11 protein-coding genes are annotated in these 20,322 nt (G+C 39.2%); all 11 read right to left on the bottom strand.

The genetic code is table 11. The features are described from left to right. Positions 1–69: 69 nt before the first annotated feature. The 11 genes from QNI29_RS06245 to QNI29_RS06195 all read right to left on the bottom strand — a co-directional run bounded on the left by QNI29_RS06245 (position 70) and on the right by QNI29_RS06195 (position 20,151). Positions 70–2,511: a DEAD/DEAH box helicase family protein gene (locus QNI29_RS06245; RefSeq protein WP_231418127.1), complete on the bottom strand. Its 2,442-nt coding sequence runs from the start codon at positions 2,509–2,511 to the stop codon at positions 70–72. Beyond that, positions 2,498–2,821, bottom strand: coding sequence for a nucleoside triphosphate pyrophosphohydrolase (locus QNI29_RS06240; protein WP_231418128.1), 324 nt, complete (start codon positions 2,819–2,821; stop codon positions 2,498–2,500). Before QNI29_RS06240 ends, QNI29_RS06245 begins: the two co-directional genes overlap by 14 nt. A 115-nt stretch (positions 2,822–2,936) precedes the next feature. Further along, positions 2,937–5,819 carry a DEAD/DEAH box helicase gene (locus QNI29_RS06235; RefSeq protein ID WP_231418129.1) on the bottom strand — a complete coding sequence of 961 codons (2,883 nt, stop codon included), beginning with the start codon at positions 5,817–5,819 and terminating at the stop codon, positions 2,937–2,939. A 109-nt stretch (positions 5,820–5,928) separates the two neighbouring features. Further along, positions 5,929–6,327 carry a (deoxy)nucleoside triphosphate pyrophosphohydrolase gene (locus QNI29_RS06230; RefSeq protein ID WP_231418444.1) on the bottom strand — a complete coding sequence of 133 codons (399 nt, stop codon included), beginning with the start codon at positions 6,325–6,327 and terminating at the stop codon, positions 5,929–5,931. Between the two features lie 272 nt (positions 6,328–6,599). Then, complete coding sequence (locus tag QNI29_RS06225; protein WP_231418130.1) at positions 6,600–9,560, bottom strand: type I restriction endonuclease subunit R; 2,961 nt, start codon at positions 9,558–9,560, stop codon at positions 6,600–6,602. Further along, positions 9,560–10,876, bottom strand: coding sequence for a restriction endonuclease subunit S (locus tag QNI29_RS06220; RefSeq protein ID WP_231418131.1), 1,317 nt, complete (start codon positions 10,874–10,876; stop codon positions 9,560–9,562). The genes QNI29_RS06225 and QNI29_RS06220 overlap by 1 nt, the downstream gene beginning before the upstream one ends. Continuing rightward, a complete protein-coding gene (locus QNI29_RS06215; RefSeq protein WP_231418445.1) occupies positions 10,854–12,905 on the bottom strand; it encodes a type I restriction-modification system subunit M in 2,052 nt (683 codons plus the stop codon). Before QNI29_RS06215 ends, QNI29_RS06220 begins: the two co-directional genes overlap by 23 nt. A gap of 323 nt (positions 12,906–13,228) precedes the next feature. Beyond that, positions 13,229–13,675, bottom strand: a complete 447-nt coding sequence (locus QNI29_RS06210; protein WP_231418132.1) for a hypothetical protein — start codon at positions 13,673–13,675, stop codon at positions 13,229–13,231. Further along, entirely contained in the window at positions 13,672–15,684 is a 2,013-nt protein-coding gene (locus QNI29_RS06205) for an AAA family ATPase (protein ID WP_231418133.1), read from the bottom strand. The genes QNI29_RS06210 and QNI29_RS06205 overlap by 4 nt, the downstream gene beginning before the upstream one ends. Positions 15,685–15,686: 2 nt before the next feature. Continuing rightward, positions 15,687–15,872 carry a hypothetical protein gene (locus tag QNI29_RS06200; protein ID WP_231418134.1) on the bottom strand — a complete coding sequence of 62 codons (186 nt, stop codon included), beginning with the start codon at positions 15,870–15,872 and terminating at the stop codon, positions 15,687–15,689. After that, positions 15,862–20,151: a sigma factor-like helix-turn-helix DNA-binding protein gene (locus QNI29_RS06195; protein WP_231418135.1), complete on the bottom strand. Its 4,290-nt coding sequence runs from the start codon at positions 20,149–20,151 to the stop codon at positions 15,862–15,864. Before QNI29_RS06195 ends, QNI29_RS06200 begins: the two co-directional genes overlap by 11 nt. Positions 20,152–20,322: the final 171 nt, after the last annotated feature.

The raw sequence follows: 20,322 nt of genomic DNA, 5'->3' as shown, positions 1-20,322 counted from the left end.
TGCTACATTCACTTACCATCATTTATTACAACATATAATTGTAATGGGGATGGTGGTAGGAAATCAAGGTCATTCTTTCTTCCATTTTCGTTCAAAGTAGTAATTCAAGCGATATTCACATATCTCCTCAGTCATCTTTTTCAAGAGTGCTCGATCTTCAAGAGGAACTTCAAAATTAAGAGAAAACACATTATCTTCGTACTTAAGAAGTCCTTTACTACTCCCGCTCCACTTCGTTAGAGGCATTGTACTAATGAGATTTGCTACTTTTGCTTTGTCGTACTCTATGAGTGCCTTGGTATTTTTACTTGTAAAATCAATATTTTTTCGGTAAGGCTTTTCTGTTAAATAGGAATGGAAATAAGGAGCCATCTCCTCCGGTGTTGCAGGCTGAACCCAGTCCATTTCCCCTCTATCCAACATGTACTTCAATACAACCATCTTGTAACTCTTAGTCATAGAGGTTCGTTCTACTTCTTCTAACCAGTCTATGTAAGTCTCATAAATCGTTTGTTCTTCAGTTGTTAATTCACCATAAGAGCTAAGAAAGCCAGCATAGCTTTTCCATATCTGCTTAAATTCCTTAATAGCTTCAGTGCCATTAAGATGCATTTCCCAGTAGGTTGGACGTCTGCCTAGTTGCTCTTTGACTTGGTCATAAGCCATCTTCACCCGCTCTTTTCTCGGACTGCGCTTCTTCAGAAGTTCTTCCAGCAGTTGTATAGTCTTCACGTCCAAGTTGATTTCACAATCAGCTGGTGTAATAGGTTGAATCTTCCCTTTCTTCCCCTCCCCTTTATCTTTCCCAAGCAGCTGCAATTTGACATCTGCATTTCGGTAATTCCCAATTAAGTCAATAACCGTGCAATGTGATTTCTTCAAATGCTTACGCAAACCACGACCTATTTGTTGCGTAAAGACCACAAGAGATTCCGTTGGCCTTGCGAATAAAAGTGTATCAACTGAAGGGATGTCCACTCCTTCATTAAATAAGTCCACGGTAAAGATCACATCAATTTCTTTTCTATCAAGCTTCTCAATAGCTTCTTTACGAGAGATTCCCTCCGTTTTGGAATGGAGACTAATCGTCTGATAGCCATTGTGATTAAAGTATTGCGATAAGAAATTTGCTTGTTTAATTGATGAACAAAAACCTATAGTCCTTGTTTGTTTATGTTTCTCCCAATTACTCAAGATATTACTAGCCGTATGTTCTTGAAGTTGCGCTTCTGCGAGCTCCTCTTCGTCATAACGGCCCCCAAGCCACGTAATTTGTGAATAATCAATATCATCGTATACGCCATAGTAATGGAATGGGGATAACCATCCTCTTTGAATAGCTTGTATAAAGTTCATCTCATAAGCTACATTTCCATCACATAAAGCAAAGATATCCTGTCCATCTGTTCGTTCAGGTGTTGCGGTTACGCCCATTAGGAACTTAGGTGAGAAGTACTCTAACACTTTCTGGTATGATCTACTTGAAGCATGATGGAACTCATCAACAATAATTAAATCAAATTCATCCGCATTAAATCTTTGCAAATGGTCCTGTATGCTTAACGTAAAGATCGATGCAAAAATCATATCAGCTTCTGCATTTTTCTCTTTTCCATTATAGATCCCACCAAGCTTTCCTTCGTTCACGTGTTCGAAAGAAGCTTTTGCCTGATGTAGAATCTCTTCACGGTGAGCTACGAATAGAATACGGCTAAAATGTTCAGCAAAGAAAGCAGCCAGATACGTCTTCCCTAGTCCAGTCGCCATCACCACCATCGCTTTATCGTAACCTTCTTCATAAGTGTTCTGTAGTGATTCAAGAGCTTCAGGTTGAGCGAACCTTGGACTTGGTTTTTCATTAGTTGGTACATAGGGTTCTGTTGGATCATGAATAACATCTGGCGGGTTATCAGGTCCTAGGGTGAGTTCTATTTCTTCCTTCTCTGACCATTTTTGGGCTAGATCTGGATACTTCTGTTTAAATTCAGCATACTTTTGAGTGTAAAATTTAAGGGTTTCTGGATTTACTTTCATTGTATTCTCAGCATAAAACATGTGGATATATTGCTCCAATGCTTCATTATATACTTCTTCTGAAACATCATTTGGTATGGAAACATTCCACTCAACTCCTGAAGTTAGAGCTGATTTGGACAAATTAGAGGACCCAACGATTAAAGAACCTTGATCTTCACCACTGAACAGAAATGCTTTCGGGTGAAAAGAACGCCCATTACTCTGCCATAAACGAACTTCCACCTGATTCTGAGGTAACTCGCTAAGTAAAGATAAGGCCTCAGGCTGCGTAACGTACAAGTAATCACCAGTAAGAATCTTAATGTCCGCTCCTCGTGCAGCTGCTTCCTTGAGCGCGGGTAATACCATCTTCACTCCTGACTCCATAACAAAAGCACTTAAAAGATAAATGGTAGAAGAGTCTTCAATATGATGGAGCACATCCTCTATTAAATTGCTTGTAAGTAACTTAGGTTCCTGACTAGTCTTCAACACTAATTAAAAACACCTTATCGTAAAATGATCCACGCTTCTCAGCCTTTTCTTTTCTTACCTTTTCTACTTCTTCCATAGAGGAACCATGTTGTTCAGCTAAAACATTCATGAGTTCTAGCATATCAGCAAGTTCTTCCACCGCACTTTGGTCGTCTTCAGCATTTATGTATTCATCTGTTTCTTCTTGTAATTTCTTTCGAAGTTCAGAATGGTATTCTTCTTCTGATAGAATGGTCGTGTCAAATGATTTTCCCGTTTTCTCAATGACCTGCGGGATTAAGTCTCTTACTAGTTTGTTATATATAGGCATCTAATCACCTCGTTTTAATTTATACTACTTTCTTAACTTACAGCTTACCTTAAGTAGAATCCAAGCATTCCAGGGACGATCTCTTAAGTTAAACGTACAATAACGCAGTCAAAGCTTAAGCGTCTTTTAAATAATGATAAAGCTGATAGTCCACAGTATTCTCCAAGATCATATCCATCTTCACCACAGGAATCTCTTTCCCCTTCGCATCAATCATTTTATTTTCTTGAATCGACTCCATGTTAGGAGTAGCCTTTCCGAAGTAATAAAACCCTTTCCCTTCATCATCGTCTTTCTTGATAAAGATATGAATCTCTGCTCCCTTTTCTGGTGCATTGATGATTTCTTGCACCTCTTTAGATTGGAGGGTTCTGTTGCTTCTCGTGAACCAACGAAGGGTATCTCTATTTATTAATTCATCTTCATAATTTACGCTAGATTCCACATCTTCTCCTTTATGATAGGTCACGAAGATGGGACATGTATTGTGTTTAGGCTTATAACCGAACATGGTTCCTTGTTCGTCATTGTCCCAGTTTAATAGTTTGCACACATCTTTCCGAGTATACTTTTTATACAAGGTGAGAGGGTTCTTATATTCACTATTTTTCCTACCTGCTACTTCAAGAACGTCTCTAACCATTCCGCTAAAGAAATCATCTTCTGCAAGAGAGGTGCTAATAGCAGGGTTTAAAACAATTTGGTTATCCTCAAATGTAGCAATAGGCTCATTCCCGTATTTCTTCTGATCCGTCATTGTAAAGAATTTTAGATTCATGATGCGTTGTAGATGTCTTTTCATTGATGCTGAGAATGATAATCCTGCTTCTTCTAAAATTCGTTCATACTCCGTGATTGTACAATCACCATGCTCTATTAGCATCGTAAGTAACAAAACTTCATGCTTTCTTTTCCCATCCAGCACTTCCTGAGATAAAAAATTCAATATGGAAGTTTTATAATCATTCAATGTGCCTATATCCTTTTCTACCCTCTTTAAGAATTCCATATAATTCTTGTTCTTTTCCATAATCACTTCCGGATCGATGGAGCCGAACTTCATGAAATCGAGTAGATAGGGGATACGGCCAATTTTATTCTTCAAGTGTTTATATTCGTCCTTTAATACTCTCATATCATTTAATTTACTGTCATCGATCGCTTTATAGATTTGTTTCTTAGCAATTTCCTCAAAGTTAATAGTAGAAACTCCATTTAAAAAATTCTTTTCTTTTAAATGCCGACGGATATTGTCCTTGTTTTGCGACTTATCACCTGATAGAGCAATGGGAATTAAATAGTTGTTCTTATAGTTTCCGATGAAATCAATGACAGATACAAACTCCTTAGAATTATGTTTTCTTAGACCTCTACCTAATTGCTGAACGAATATAATGCTCGATTGAGTTTGACGTAACATAATAACCTGATTAATCGATGGGATATCAATTCCTTCATTGAATATATCTACCGTTAAGATGTAATCGAGCAGTCCATTTTCAAGGTCATCAACCGTTTGAAGCCGTTTAGCAGAATCGTCATCTCCTGTTAGCGCTACTGCCTTCAATCCTTTCTGATTCATGAGCCGAGACAATTGGTGAGCTTCTTCCTTTCTACTACAGAATATAAGCCCTCTTACCTTTTCGCCTGAATGACCATAATAGTCTACCTTCTCTAGGATGTGCTCTACCCTTTCTTCATCCACGAGGTTTGCTAATTGAGTAGTGTCATCTACCAATTCCCCATGAGTCTCGTAATCTGTAACTCCGAAATAGTGGAACGGGCAAAGCATATCTTCCTCCAAAGCTTCTTGGAGTCTAATTTCATATGCTAAGTTATAATCAAATAGCTCATAGATATTTACTCCATCCGTCCTCTCAGGGGTTGCCGTCATTCCTAGTAGGAACTCTGGTTTAAAATATTCCATTACTTTCTTATAAGAGGTTGCTCCTGCTTTATGTACTTCATCAATTAGAATGTAATCAAATTCTTTTTCTTCAAATTGAGAAAGGACGTCATCCTTCGAGATCGTTTGAATGGTAGCAAATAAATATCTTGCACTTGTATCTTTACTTGTACCAGAAAGGATCCCAAAGTCCTCTTCCTCCCCACCAAGTACTCTTCTAAAGTCAGCCATCGCTTTTCTGAGAATCTGCTCTCTATGAACGATAAATAACATTTTCTTTGGTGCATATCTGCGCACATCAAAGGCAGATAAGTACGTCTTACCAGTCCCCGTAGCTGAAACCACAATCCCTTTTTCCTCGCCCTCTTCACGAAGTCTCTGAATAGCTTGAAGAGCGGGTACTTGCATATTGTTTGGTTCAATTTCTATTGCTTCTTTAACAGGGTTAATCTCATAAGCGCCAGGCATTTCCTGAATTTGTTCTGCTGGTCGATCGAGATTCGCTAGATAGTCGATTTCATAACGGTTAATCCAGTCCTCATTTAGAGGTACAGACTCTTTCCAAACCTCATCGAACTGGTTATTGAAATGATGAATAATTTCCCCATTCTCATGAGAGGTTAACTTAATATTCCACTCATAATTTACTTTTAATGCATGTGCAGTAAGATTGGAACTGCCTACGATAAGAGAGTGATAATTCTCATGTTCAAATATGTACCCTTTTGAATGAAATCCCGGAAGACTCGTTAACCTAACTTCTACATTCTTTAATTTAAGTAATTCTCGAAACACTTTTGGTTTATTAAATTGCAAAAAAGTAGAGGTTAAGATTTTTCCTTTAATTCCTTTACTATGTAAATCTAACAGCTGGGACTTTAAAGTGGCGAGTCCGCTCTCTGTAATAAAAGCGACGGAAAAAATGAAAGAGTGACAGTGCTCAATCTCCTCTAAAATACTAGATAGTACTGTTTCCCCGCCTGGTGACCTGTTTACTAGCAGCTTCGGTGAATACATTTCTGAATACCGGTGCCGATGATCGATGAAGCTTCTATGAAGTGAATCTTCTAGATTACGAACAATATCTCCCACAAACATTCTCCATTCTTTAACACTTTTGTAGTCTAATTGTATTATGAAGGGGCAGTGCTTTCAATAATTTAACAAAAGCTACTCTATTTCTAGAGTAGCTTAGCTGTAGTTATAGCGTTGCTTGTGATAATTTTTCAATTGCGGGCACATCAGCTGGCGCCCATTCAAGAGACTTTAGCTCATTAGGAGCAAGCCATCTGAACTCTATATGTTCTGTTAGCGTAGGGGTTCCTTGCTGAAGCTTACAATAGTATGTAGTGAGATGAACAATTCCAAAGTCGTACTCATGAACAGTATGGTCCACTCTTTCACCTACATGTACCTTGCAGTGCATCTCTTCTTCAATCTCTCTCTTCAACGTTTCCTGATGAGTTTCCCCCTCTTCAATTTTCCCACCTGGGAATTCCCATAAATGAGGAAGTGACTTATCAGGGCCTCGTTGCGCACAGAGAATTTCTCCATCGCTTACGATTACCGCGCCTACTACATGAATATTTTTCTTATCCATCATATTGTTCACCTTCTTTTCCACTTTCATTTTTACTATTATTCTACCATGTAAGAGTATCCAAAATACTTTTATAGATAATATTGCTACTAGACTTTAATTTTCTATACAATTACACACGATGATGAAAGCCTCTTCGTGTATAATTGAAAGAGGTGACCTCTATATATTCTAGAGATCACCTTTAGGCTTTTCCTAGTGTTTCGATGCCACCTCTAAATAAAACATTTTCATTTTGTTTACGTTTTGTGCTTAAACGTCAGGACGACCTTTTACTTTGTCAACTTTTCATAAACGTACTCTCCGATATATTCCTGTATTTGCTCCTGGAAGAAGTCATCACTCAAAATCTTATCGAAGAATCCCTGATTTTTATCGTATCCTTCTACGACATAATCCATAAAACGTTTTTTGAATCCGAGTTCAAAATCTTGAAATGTGTTATTTTGAGCTTGCGTTTGGAGCGTTTTATCTTCGGTTGCAATATCCACGATCTGCTGAATGTTCAACTTTTCGTGTTCTCCAAACTCCGTACCGTTTCTAGTATTTAACCGTTCTAATATGGCTGTGAGTGGATCCTTTGGAGGTTCATCTTGTTTACCCCCGCCACTCACGTCAAGGTTTACGGTGTAAGCTTCATTATCTTCCCCTAAGGAGATATTAGCTTCTTCATTTTTCTTTAGAGAATAGTATTCCAGAACAACTTTATCCTGGAGTTCTACCTTATCCCCCTTTTTTAGAGAAATCTTTTTTAAGAGGTAACGGAGGTAAACCCAAAGTTTATGCAAATCAGGATCCTCAAACGGCGTGACTTGCAATACTAACATATAGATACTGTTTAACTTTTTAGCTTTGCTGACAAAATCTCTTTTCTCTTCATCAGTAAGCCCCTCATATCGTCGCTTCGCCTGATCAATGTAATTATTGGATAGCTCTTGATCTCGTTTCGTGTGGCTATCCTTATAAAGAATGTCTACAAATCCATTAATCTCTTCTTCTTTTAAAACCATATATGCTTCAAGTTCCTGTTGAATGCTATATAGTTCATTAGGATCCAGGTCCCCTTCTAATACGGTGTCTTCATAGTAGGGTTCAAACGCTTCCCTTATGCCTTCAGGATCGTTTACAAAGTCAAGAACAAACGTATTTTCTTTACCTGGGTAAGTTCGATTCAAGCGAGAGAGTGTTTGAACGGCCTTAACCCCAGAGAGTTTCTTATCCACATACATAGTGTGCAATTTCGGTTGGTCAAAGCCTGTTTGATACTTCTCCGCCAATAGAAGGATTTGATAGTCATCTGTATCAAACTTTTGTGGTAGTTGCTTTTCAGCGAACCCGTTCATGCCAGGCTCAGTATATTCTTCCCCACCATCTTTTACGGTACCTGAAAAAGCGACAAGGGTGTTTAAATCTTTATACCCCTTCTTCTTGATGTACTTTTCAAAGGCAAGCTTATAGCGGACCGCATGGAGACGAGATGAAGTAACCACCATGGCTTTGGCCTGACCGCCGATTTTCGTACTAGAAACTTTTCGAAAATGCTCTACGATAACTTCCGTTTTCTGATCAATGTTGTGTGGATGAAGACTTACAAAACGCGAGATAGCTTTCGTCGCTTTGGCAGCTTCAAACTCAGGGTCATCCTGAATTTGTTTGGCAACACGATAATACATGTTGTACGTCATATAGTTTTGTAATACATCCATAATGAAGCCTTCTTCGATCGCTTGCTTCATGCTGTACAGGTGAAACGGCCGTGGCTTCCCGTCTTCCCCTTCGGTTCCAAACATGCGTAAAGTCGATCCTTTAGGGGTAGCTGTAAATGCGAAGAAGCTGATATTCTCTTGTTTTCCGATGCGCCGGATATCTTCTACGATCTGATCTTCAGTATCTCGTGTGTTTTTTTCCTCGTTCTGATCAAGTTCCGCCGCTTCTTCAAGCGTCAGTCCCGTTGTGAGCGCAGCCATGTTCTTCCCGCTTGTTGAGGAGTGCGCTTCATCAATGATGATTGCGTAGTTCTTATCTTTAAGCGTCCCAAGTTTATCTAAGATATACGGGAACTTTTGAATCGTCGTAATGATAATTTTCGTCTCGTTATTTAACGCGTCTGCTAGCTGGGAGGAGTCTTCCTCGATTTTAGCGACCATACCTGCTTTATGCTCTAGTTGGTAGACGGCTTTTTGCAATTGTTTGTCCAAGACTTTACGGTCTGTAACAACAATCGTACCATCAAAAACAGCTTCATTTTCATTATTGTGAAGCGTCGCTAATCGGTGCGATAACCAGGAAATCGAATTGGTTTTCCCGCTTCCGGCACTGTGCTGGATGAGATAGGATGCGCCGGGCCCATTAGCCTTAGCATCCATCACCACACTTTTCACCGCATCCCGCTGATGATAGCGAGGGAAGATGACTTTTTCTTTTCGTCGGATTTTCCCATCGTCCCCTTCCTCTTCTTCAACAGAGAGGAACACAAATTTATCGAGCACCTCAAGAAGCTGGTCGGGAGCGAGGAGGTCCTCCCAGATGTAATGAGTGCTGTGCTTCCCTTCAACAATTGGATTGCCTTTTCCGCCATTCTGTCCTTTGTTGAACGGAAGGAAATACGTATTCTCCCCGTCTAATTTTGTAGCCATAAATGCTTCACTTGTATCCATTGCAAATACGGCAATCGTTCGCTCTTTGAAACGGAACAACTGATGTTGTCCGCTTCGATCTTGTTTCCATTGTTCCTTCGCATAGGCAGCGTCCTGACCTGTAAACTCATTTTTCAGTTCAAACGCTAAAACGGGAAGTCCGTTTAAGAAGACCACAAGATCGATACGCTCTCCTTTTTTATGAACCAGTTCTTCAGTGACTGATAACCGGTTTTTCTTATAAAGCTCCAGCAACTCTTTGTTAAGGGTTGTTGGGGGCTGGAAATAAGCGAGCTGCAACTGGACTCCATAATCCTTGATCCCTTTTCGGAGGACATCGATCATACCGCGACGCTTCAGCTCCTGGTCCAATCGGAAGAGGATTTTTTTGCGGGTTTGTCCTTTATAAATCTCCGTTAATTTTCGCATCGCTTTCGGTTGTGTATCCTCTAAAAAGGCGAACAATTGCGTCGTATCGATAGCGTAATGGTTATCGTAATCCGCATTCGTCCCCTCGAAATAGCTATGCTCGCCGATGAGATGATTCTTAACCAACGCCTGAAATTCTTTTTCTTTCAGCATGTCAGGGGTATTCATTATACGTCCACCTCCACAGCTTCGCGCACATCCATTTTACCTGTTACGACTTCTGAAATGAGTGATTGGCGGTATTCTCTTAACTTTTTGATGATCCCTTCGTTTTTTTGGACTACGGCATCGATTTGGGACGTTTTTTGGTCAAGGAAGTCTGTGATGGCTTTTTGCTCATCTAAAGAAGGGACCATAAATCTTACATTACCTATAAATCCCCAATTTGTTCTGGGCATCTTAGCGCCAAAAGTGGAAGAATTAACTAATTGAATAAAATCGTTACTTAATAACACATTTTGAAGATATGTGCTCGATAAGGAATGAGAGTCTAGCACCAAAAATTCTGATGAACATTTTCCCGATAATTTTGGGTTGTAAACTTTCGCTAAATATGGTCTTAACTTCCCAAATAATACGTCACCTTCTTTAAACAGAATAGAAGTTTCACCTGATTCGTCTGTGGACTCCTCTTTATTACGAACTAATTCGCCGGTCCCCCCCTTTATATGCTCTAATCCAATGTAAGGTAAATCAGCGTCCTTTTTACTCGCATTTTTCGCCCTTCTTTTAACTAAGTGCTTTAACTTTTTGACTTCCCAACCCTTAGGAATCTCCCCAATCCATTCAATACCACTATCTTTCATCGACGTCTCTGGGTCTAGCCCGCGGGTGACCGTTTCTGTTATCAGCGATTGTCGGTATTCTTTCAGTTGTTCGATGATCCGCTCTTTCTTCTCGATCGCCGCATCGATTTTCGCCGTTTGTTGGTCGAGATAAGTGGCTATCGTCAATTGTTCATTTAGACTAGGCATATGAACTTTGAACTTACGTATTGTTTCCATACCTAAAGACTTTCTTGTAGAACCTGTTGAAAATAGATCAGATTGTAACTTAATCGGAAGGCTGTCAAGGTAATAATAGATATACCTAGAAACTACTTGTGAACTATCAGTTTTTATTAGACATAGAGTAGCCGATAACGAGAACCTCATTCTATATTTATTTAGCATGACAGGGTTGCCTAATGTAGCTACTCTACAAAAAACAATATCACCTTTTTCTTTAGTAAACCTCATTTCTTGTGCCTTTATAGAACTTTCACTAATCATTCTACAAGTATCAACATTAATACTTCCATCCTTATTTAGGTCTCTTATCCCTACATATGGCATCCCCCCATCACTCACCATAGAAGGAGCTCTATGACTTGGTTCCGGGTCTATTACTTGAGCCACCTTATTTAAGGCTGTCACACTCCAGTCTTCTGGAATTTCGCCAATCCATTCGATCCCGCTGTCTTTATACGCGCTGTATCGCTTCATCGAATAATCCCTCCATTAAACCTAGTAGTTCCTCTTCTTCTCTCTGAATGTCGTGCTGGATGTCCACTGCCGGACGAAGCGACTCATAGTTATAGAAGTGGCGAGTGAGCGGGATATCATACCCTATTTTCGTTTTCTTATCATCAATCCAAGCATCGGGAACGTGCGGCAAGACTTCACGTTTAAAGTAGTCTTCTATATTTTCTGTTATCGGTACGTTTTCTGTATCCCGAAGCGTAGGATCAGGTTCCTTGTTCCCTTTTTTGTCCTTACAGACATCAGCCGTTTTGTCCCGTTCAGCTAACCCCATTAGAATAGATTTAAACAAACCAGCTTTCACGTCTGGATGATCTTTGAATAGGGGTTCTAAGACACCTAAGAACGTTTCGCGATTTTTGTAAACAGTATCGGAGCGATTCGCTTTCAGGATGTTCACAATCACCTCTTGAAGTTTCTGGCCCTCTTCATACTTTGTGATTTTTTTCTCGTCTGCAGCTGTCTTCTTTTCTTTACCTAACAACTCCTGATATTTCTCCTCATCATATAATCTCGAGAACGCTGCTTCTCCGTACAAACCCTCGATTCGCTCATTAGAAATTTGGAAGTTCAATTGCAAGGGCTGTTCCACGGTGATTTTGTGGTAACCAAAGTCTTCGTTATCAAAGATTTTGCTGTTTTCACCCTCTTTAAACTCACCGTACAGACGTGTGAGTTCTTGAATGTGCTTACCTGTGAGTTCATGACGTTTTTGCCCCAGGCTTTTCTTCATTGTCGTGTAATATTCCCGTGCATCGATGAGCTGAACCTTACCCGTTCGAACAGCGCCTTTTTGAAGATCATCGTTTTTTCGGTTCGACAGAATCCAGACATACGTGTTTATACCTGTGTTGTAAAACAACTGGTCTGGCAAGGCAATGATCCCCTCAACAAGGTCATTCTCTAACAACCAGCGACGCACTTCACTCTCTCCACTTCCTGCATCCCCTGTAAACAAGGGAGAACCACTCTGGATGATTGCCATACGACTTCCCTTTTCGTCTTGTTTCATTTTAGACACCATATGCTGCATAAATAAAAGAGACCCATCAGATGTACGCGGTAGTCCTGCTCCGTAACGACCCCCGAATCCTTTTTCCTCGTGCTCTTCTTCAATTGGGGCTTTGTAATGCTTCCAGTCCACGCCAAATGGCGGGTTCATAAGCGCGTAACGGACTTCACGACCTTGGTGACCATCCTGATCTGTAAGAGAGTTACCGAAAGCAATATGACCTGCATTTTGTCCTTTAATCAATAAGTCGGCACAGGCAATCGCGTACGATTTCGGATTGAACTCTTGACCAAACACTTCAACCTGTGTACTAGGATTTAAAGCTTTAATGTATTCTGAAGCCTCTGAAAGCATACCTCCTGTACCACAAGCAAAGTCCCCAATCTGTACAATCTTTCCGTCTTCCATCAATTCTGACTGGTCTTCGTTTAATACGAGATTAGTCATAAGCTGTATGACTTCACGTGGGGTATAGTGGTCCCCTGCTTCTGCGTTTTCAGAAAAACGACGGATAAGTTCTTCAAAAATGTATCCCATTTGCATATTGGATACTTTCTCTACACTAAAGTCCATGCTCGCGAACAACTTTAAGACATTATAAAGTAGGTTGTACTGATCCATCTTTTCAATTTCATCTTCAAAATCAAAATGCTCAAAGATTTCGCGCACATTTTGAGAGAATCCTTGTATATAGTTGCGTAAATTCGCGGCGATGTTATCCGGATCCCGTAGAAGTGTTTTGAATGTAAATGGACTTGTATTATTAAAGTCATATCCTGCCAACCGATTCAAAATTGCGTCGTGTCTGACGGTTTTAGCTTTTTCCAGAACCTGATCCTTAGTTGGTTCTAATAATGAGTCAAAACGACGTAACACTACCAATGGCAAAATCACATCACGGTATTCTTCCTTTTGATAAGGCCCTCTTAGGATCTCGGCATTTTTCCATATAAACTGAACATATTCATTGTTATTTGTCATTTCCATTCTATTTTTGCCCTCCCATGGACATTCTTTGTTGTTAATTTATAATCAAACATCTATTTAAATCGAAACAAATCTCCTGCATTTAAACCGATATTGTTTTTACTCTTAATCTCTCATACCACCTGCTGCATAATATATAATTTTAGGGACCCTTGCGGCTATCGTCAACAAACTGAGAACTTGAGGGGGGAGTTTCTAAAACTTAATAAAGACCTGTTGATGATCGGGTTCATTACCTATCCCTCATCAGCAGCTAGGATATGCCGGCAGCGTAGTATGGAGCAAGGAGCTTATTTAATGGGAACCTTATAAACCACTTAAAACGGCACTTCCTCCATCTCACGACTAACATGAGCTGCCAACAAATACTGAGCCTCAAATTCCCTCCCTGGGATAATGGTTACCTCTCCACCTTCACTATAAGAAACAAGGTTACTCCAGACGTTTTCTATAAGATAAGTGAACCCTTTATCCGCTTCTTGCTCCATTTGTTGAAAGAGTTCTTTATAAAATAGTAACTCCTGGTTATGTTTATAAGCTAGTGCAGATAGAGAAGTAAGTTGATACTCTGTAAACGAATTCGCCTGGCACAGTTCTGTGAGGTTAACTTGTTCATCTAGTTGACCTTTTGAATTAGTCATAAAGCAGCAAAGTGTGAAGAACTCACTATGTTGTTTAATTAAACTGTTTCTTAGAAGTTGTTTATATAACGGCAAGTACTCTGGACGTACGCGTACTCTTAGTGAACCAATTTCTCCTATCATGATGAGTACCCTCCTTGCGTGTAAAGCTGCTCTTTAACTTGTGTGACGCCTGGCTCAGTACTCTCTAGAATGTAGTACTTCCCAACTACCCCCATTTGTTCAAATTTGTTCTGAGCATTCTGATCGTATTCGCGATCTGTCACGAGTAAGACCCACTGTGACGTGATCTGTGGAATGAAGCTCATTAGGTTCTCCTGGTGGGTAGATGACAGGCGACCAAATGGTGTATCCATAAATAAAGGCATTTCTAAAGTGTTCGATCCACCCGCTACTTGAGCTAATGCTGTAATAAAGCTTAATGAAAGAACTTGTCGTTGTCCTTGTGAAATGTTCGCAAGGAACGGCTGATTGAAGGCATTTAGCACATCAAGTGAATAATCGGAACGAACTTTCACTTCTTTTAAGTTTTCTTGTCCACTTTCATCCAATAAATAGCTTAAATTTTGAGTAGCAGCAATTTCTAAATCCTCCATAACATCCTTCTCGAACTTACTAATGATTCTCTTCATAGCTTCAAGAGAGGCTGATAGAGTTTCTTCTTTCTTCACTAGCTGCTGGTGAGCTCCGCTTTTCACTTTTAAGTCTTTAATTTGGAGGTTAACTTTCTGGATTTCACTTTCGATCCCGTCTAGTTTTTCTTTGACCTGGTCCATCTCATGTCTTTGGTGAGTCTGTTTTCTAAGGAGATCTTCTCTCTCTTCATTGAGAGATTGAAGTTGTTCTTCACCCGTACCACTTAATTGTTGATTAAGTTTTTCTACCTGATAAGAAAGGTCGTCCACACTTTGTTCAGCATTTTTTATGGTTTCTACCTGATTCTTTAAATCTTCTTCTTTACCATCTAAAAAACCAATTAATTGCATAACCTTCGCTTTTAATTGATGGTAATCCTTGTTAGCTTCCTGGTTCTGAACAGCATGATAAAGAGACTGGAGTTGCTGATATTCAGTAGATTCTTCAACAAAATCACGACCACATATGCAAGTCAAGTCCTCCAGTAATTCCTGTATTCCTTTTGAACTCATCACGTCTTCTTGACGTTTCTCACCAAGATAGAGGTCTAATTGTTTCTTCACATCAAATAGAATATCTCTAGACATAAGAAGAGACAGCGTATCACTGAAAGAAGTCAGTGCGTGCTGAGAATGTCCTACCTGTTCCTTAGCATAATCAAGGTCTGATTCAAGTTGTCTCCTCTGTTGTATGAGTTCTTTCTCTTTCTCAAATCGTTCTAGCTCATCTTCAATTTCTTGATATCGATGAGCGTCATTTGAAAGGGTATTTTCTATGTTTTCTTTCTCTGCTTTGTACTCTTCCCTTTGTTTCTGTAGATCTTCTCTTTTTTGAAGAGCTTGACGATATTCCCCTGTGGAATGATTTTGCAATTCCTTATTTGTTTTCTTTAAAAGGTGCTGGAGAACTTGTTTCGATTTAACAGCTTGATCAATCTTTAATAAGTTCCTAATTCCCATAGAGATCTCATTTTTTTGATCCTGATTTGTTCTGGTTAACCTTTCAATACGTTCTCCATCAAAGAAGAAGTAATGTTTCACTCTGTCATCTAGAATGGAGTAGACAAGTTCGTTTATGTCTGCTTTTCTCGTAAGGGTTTCATTGTCTTCTACATTTTTTAACCATAGATCGTGATCTTCTTCTTTTACCTTCCCATTTGTTTCGATGCGAGCAATTTGACTTCTATGTAAAATGTAAGAGTTTCCCTGGTGAGAAAAGTGAATTTCTACACATGTTTCAATCCCTTTATTCTCTCTCTCCTGGTCTTCTTTTAGAGCTTTGCTATTGGCTAAGAGCAGCCCATCACCTTTTGCATCCTGTTCTAAGAAACGATCCCCAAATAAGGCAAATAACAGGGCTCTATAAATTCCCGTTTTTCCCCGGCCATTTTCCCCAAGGATAACGGTAACCATTTGGTGCTCATCAACAGCAAAGTCAATGGTTTGGTCTCCATAGAATTGGCGAAAATGATTCATCGTTAATTTAGAAATAATCATAGTTAGCCCCTCCCGTCCTGTTGCAACATTCCATCGATTTTACGTTCCATTCTTTTGGCTGTTGCTTCGACCGATAATGACCGATTGTTTACTTCATCCAATGTGAGGGATACCACTTGTCTGACGAGGGGATCTTCCTCGTCGACAAGTTCTTTCATCTTCTGTATTAAATCATGTTCATGATTCATGAGTAGTCTCCTTTAACAATTTCATTACGATTTCATCACCTTCGATTGTAAAAGGTGCTTCATCCTCTTCCAAGAGGTCTTCCGCTTCGCTCAATAGTGCTCCATCCTGTGAATATTTAACTTGCCTTAAGTAACGATAAAAGTCGTGGACTTTCGCACTGGAGTTAAATTGAGACGTTAAGATATATGTTATAAATTCAGGATTACTACTATAAGGCATCACTGTCTCAAATGCTGCTACAATCCAGTTGTAAGAGCCAATAAGCTCCCATCGATGGTCATTCTTTAAGCAATCCGTTAGCAAATCCTCTGTCCATGGGACATAATTGTCTAATGGAGGGAGATCATTAGGATTAAATAAATCTCCGATCGTTATTATAGGAAGGTCTCTGACTCCCAGTAATTCATTCAAACGAGCCAGGCAGTACTGATGCAACTGTTCTTGTTTCTCTTCGTTCCAATCAATCACGTCTCGATGAACATACTCCCCATATTGTCCTCTAGTGTAGTAGAAGATATCGTTTGATTTCTGTAGTACGTTATCTAATATTTTCTCGTGACCTCCGAGTTCTTCTGTAATCCACTGATACACTTCTTCTCTTGGTACTTCTCCACCAGCTTCTATCAAATAGTCTTCTACAAGAGACGTTATAGAAAGGTCATCTTTATTGATGTCGCCATTAGTCAGATATGGATACCTGGCAAAATCCAACGGTCCCTCATATAATCGTTCTAAGGTTTGATAAAGGAGATAAGAACTCACTATGCCCTCACTAGCTAAATACGTTTTCTTCTCTTCGAACACTCGACCAATTTGAATAATCGTTTGGTCTTCCAGCAGCTCTTCTAGTCGTTGAATAATAGGACGGAAGAAATCATATGGAATATGTTCAAAATACGACATTAACGTATAATGGGCATGTTTGTACTGGATGATAGAATCATCATTCCATAGATTGTGTTGTAAAGTGAACTCCTTCCATCCTCTTTCATGAACAAACTCATTTCTTAGTACATCATAAGGCACTGGCTCACCATATTCATGGATAAATTCACGTATCCATTCTACGTTCTTCCTTAGTTCTACTCCAGCTAATGAAATCTTCGGAAATTTCAAATAATCTACTTCTTCAATGGGATGCTGCCTTAATAAAGTATAAAGCGCATACTCGTTTGGGATTCCTCTCTCGATGGCCTCTTCTTTTACAACTCTGAATAACTTATGAATATTGACCGTTGACACTTTTGATAAGAAATCAAGAGCCTGATATTGTACTTGAGCTAACCAGTCGATATCCGGGTGCACAAACTGATGATAAATATACGTCCCTCTTCCCCACATTAGGAACTTGTGAGCAGCGTCTTCCCTATTACTGACGATACTTGTGAAAGAACGTTCACCGCCAAACTGACCTGGCATAATTTGATTAGCCTTCTCTATCAGTTCATCTTCTTTTCGAAAGATTTCTACACCCTGTGGATACTCCGCCATAACCATCTCTACTACGTCGGCCTTATTTAGGGTAGTTAAGACACCTTCCCCATTCTGAAACCAATTCATATAAGGAGAGCTTACATCTTTAATAAAAGCGCTAGGAATGTTTAATTTGTGGGATAAAGCTTCTGCCCAATCTTCAAGCTCTAATCTTGTAAACACCTTTTGGTGGAAGAAATCTTTTACATTCTCATATATAGATTTCTTAACATTCTCATACTCTTCACTGTTGTATGAAGTTAGATACAAGTCTTCTAGTCTAAAGTTTATATTAAGCATGTTTAAACATTCTCCCATCATATAATGGGTAAATGTTTTGCGATCGAGCCATTTATTCGCTATTACTTGAGAATGTTTCAACATCTGCTGAACTTCGTTGACCCATTTTTCTCCCTGGAGGAATAAACGTTCATTGAACTTAGCAATAACCTGACGAACCCTTTCCCTCGTTACACCTAATGCTTCACCCATCTCTTCTAGAGTAAGGTGATCCCCTCTTTTAAAAGCTTTATATTTCATTTCCATTAGCTTTAATTGGCGTGGGGTGATCTTATGCTTCTTTTGCAACTCAACTGAATCAGGAAGTTTACTTACTAGCTCTTCATGTTTAGTAAAGTAATAATGAAAACGTTCTTCAGCTGTCATTTGATTCAACTTCTGTGAATACATCAACTCGTTCTTAACCGTCTCCATGATGTCTACAAGCTGTTCAAAGAACTGTTTCACTCTCGTTTTCCCTATTTTGGGCCAAGAAGTAATAGACTCTAAATCTACCGGCAGGTCACCATAAACCCTTATGCCTCTCTCACCGAACTGTTCCAATATCGACTTTACCCCTAAGAATCGATCTGTTTCAATGTCTACGGTTCTTATGATCTCAGGGATTTCAATTTCATAATCTTCAAATACTACCATAGTACCCTGCTCAAATTGACTACCATTCTCACCTTTAGTGTTTATACTCTTCGACATAAGGGCAATTTGATTCCATAATTTTTGCACGGCACCAGGGCCTACTCCTTTGAATTGAAGGTGAAGGTCGTCCAGATTTTCTGGTAAATCATTCAATGTAAAGAAGCCTTTTTCTTGTAATTGACGAACTAAAGCACGCACTCCTTGAAAGTTTGTGGTGTTTAGTGCAACTTCTCTTAGGTTAGCATCTATTGATATCCATTCATTGTCTAAGGAAATGCTTCCTGCGTTTTCTGCTGGAACATGCGTTTCAAAGGGTTCTTCCCCTTCTTCTACCCATGTTTCTTCATGTTGAGAAAGAAAAGTCAACACTTCACCATATAATTCCTTAAATAACCACTTTAAAGAGGATAGAAATAATCCGTTGAGTTGATTCGTATTTCGAATTCCTACTTCTGCAAATCGTTGCGTGTAAAGTTTAGGTAACCAAGAGGATATTGCTGAATGTTCCTGACTACGAACAACGATGACTTTGTCTTCACCTTCAAAATGAACTACAGGCTTAAATTGTGATAACTTCTCTGTGAAATCTACACCAAGAACAAACAAATGTTGAACCACTTGATAAAAGAACTCCCGATCAGTGCGGTATAAATCCCTCAGAATATCCTCATCTACATCTGCTACAAATTGAATTCCTTTATCTTTAAGCAAAGATAGAGCTGTTTCAGCATAGCTTTCAATTGGAGTGTTCAAAAGATGATTTGGAACAAACAATTGTTCTTTTTGGGTGTAGTCTACTTTGTTTACAGGTGCTAATTGCACAATAAATGTTTGATCCTCTTTAACTACATACTCAGCTTGCTCTGAATAGGTTTCCTCTGTTTCAGGCAGCTGATAAGATTCCTTGGTCTCATCCTCTTTACTGCTATTACTAGATATCTCATCTACCTTACTTTCTTCAACTTTTTCTTCACTTTTAAATAAGCGAGCCTTCTCTTCCTCTTCTGTCTCGCGCCATTTACTTAGCATAAACCAGGCCGGGCGACGTTTAGTAGACTTAGAGCCTTTCTTCGCGAACCGGAAATAAATGTTGTATTTCTTTAAAGGGAATAGAATCTCTTTCAAAGACCAATTCCCAACTACCCAAATAGCTCCTTTATTCGCTCGCTTATCAAGCACTTCTAAACCATGCTCTTTAAGGTATGAGAATAAAGCAAAAGATTTCTCTTTAACCTCACTCTTAGTTTCTTCTTTTACTTTAGGTTGAGGGACTTTTTCACCATCGTTCTCATTATCAGTTTTCGGTGGCTCTTCCTTCAATTTCTTCAATTCTTCTATTTCTTTTTTCATTTCTGCCCACTGCTGGCCTACAACCGATTGGAGAGAGTCGTTTAATAAGGGTTGTAACATGTTAGCTAACTCTTCCTTATCAACCCCTTGATTGGCTCTGGGCTTGGGAAGGCTGTATTCTGGTACGGCAAAGTCAAAACTTATGTATAATTGAACATACCAACAAGAAAGGTCATAAATGATACGATGCGCTCTGATTGCCACTTCTACTTCTCCAAAGTTAGGCTCATGAGCTGCTTTATTCCCCATCTTTCGTAGCCAATTAAATTTATTAAATATATCTTCTTCTATCGCTTCTCTGCGCAATAGTTTCTCTAAACGTTCCACATGCTTTACTGAAAAGACTTCTTCAGTGCCTTCGTGTTTGGCCACTAGTTTTCCTAAATGTTCACCAAACAAACGAGCCTGAACCAAAGTACTATTTGGCTGTTCAAACAAAGAAGCCTCAATCTTTTCTCCTAACGTAACAAAATCAGGAGCGACTTCTTTCATGAATGAGAATAAAGATTCCGTTGTCATTACATGTACTCCTTTTAAATAATTGTAAGTAGATTACCAGTAAATTTTATCATAAGATACCATCTTTAAGAGAAGAGAGCCTTAGATATTTATTGGTAATATGATCCTATAAAACCAACTTTTATTCAATGATTCTAGCATAATTATATTATAAAGGGTGCTCAATAATTT

It is taken from the genome of Pontibacillus chungwhensis, from assembly GCF_030166655.1.
In the GTDB taxonomy this organism is placed as follows: domain Bacteria; phylum Bacillota; class Bacilli; order Bacillales; family BH030062; genus Pontibacillus.
Note: the sequence above shows the minus strand (reverse complement) of the source record. Positions and strands in the feature narration are given on the sequence as shown.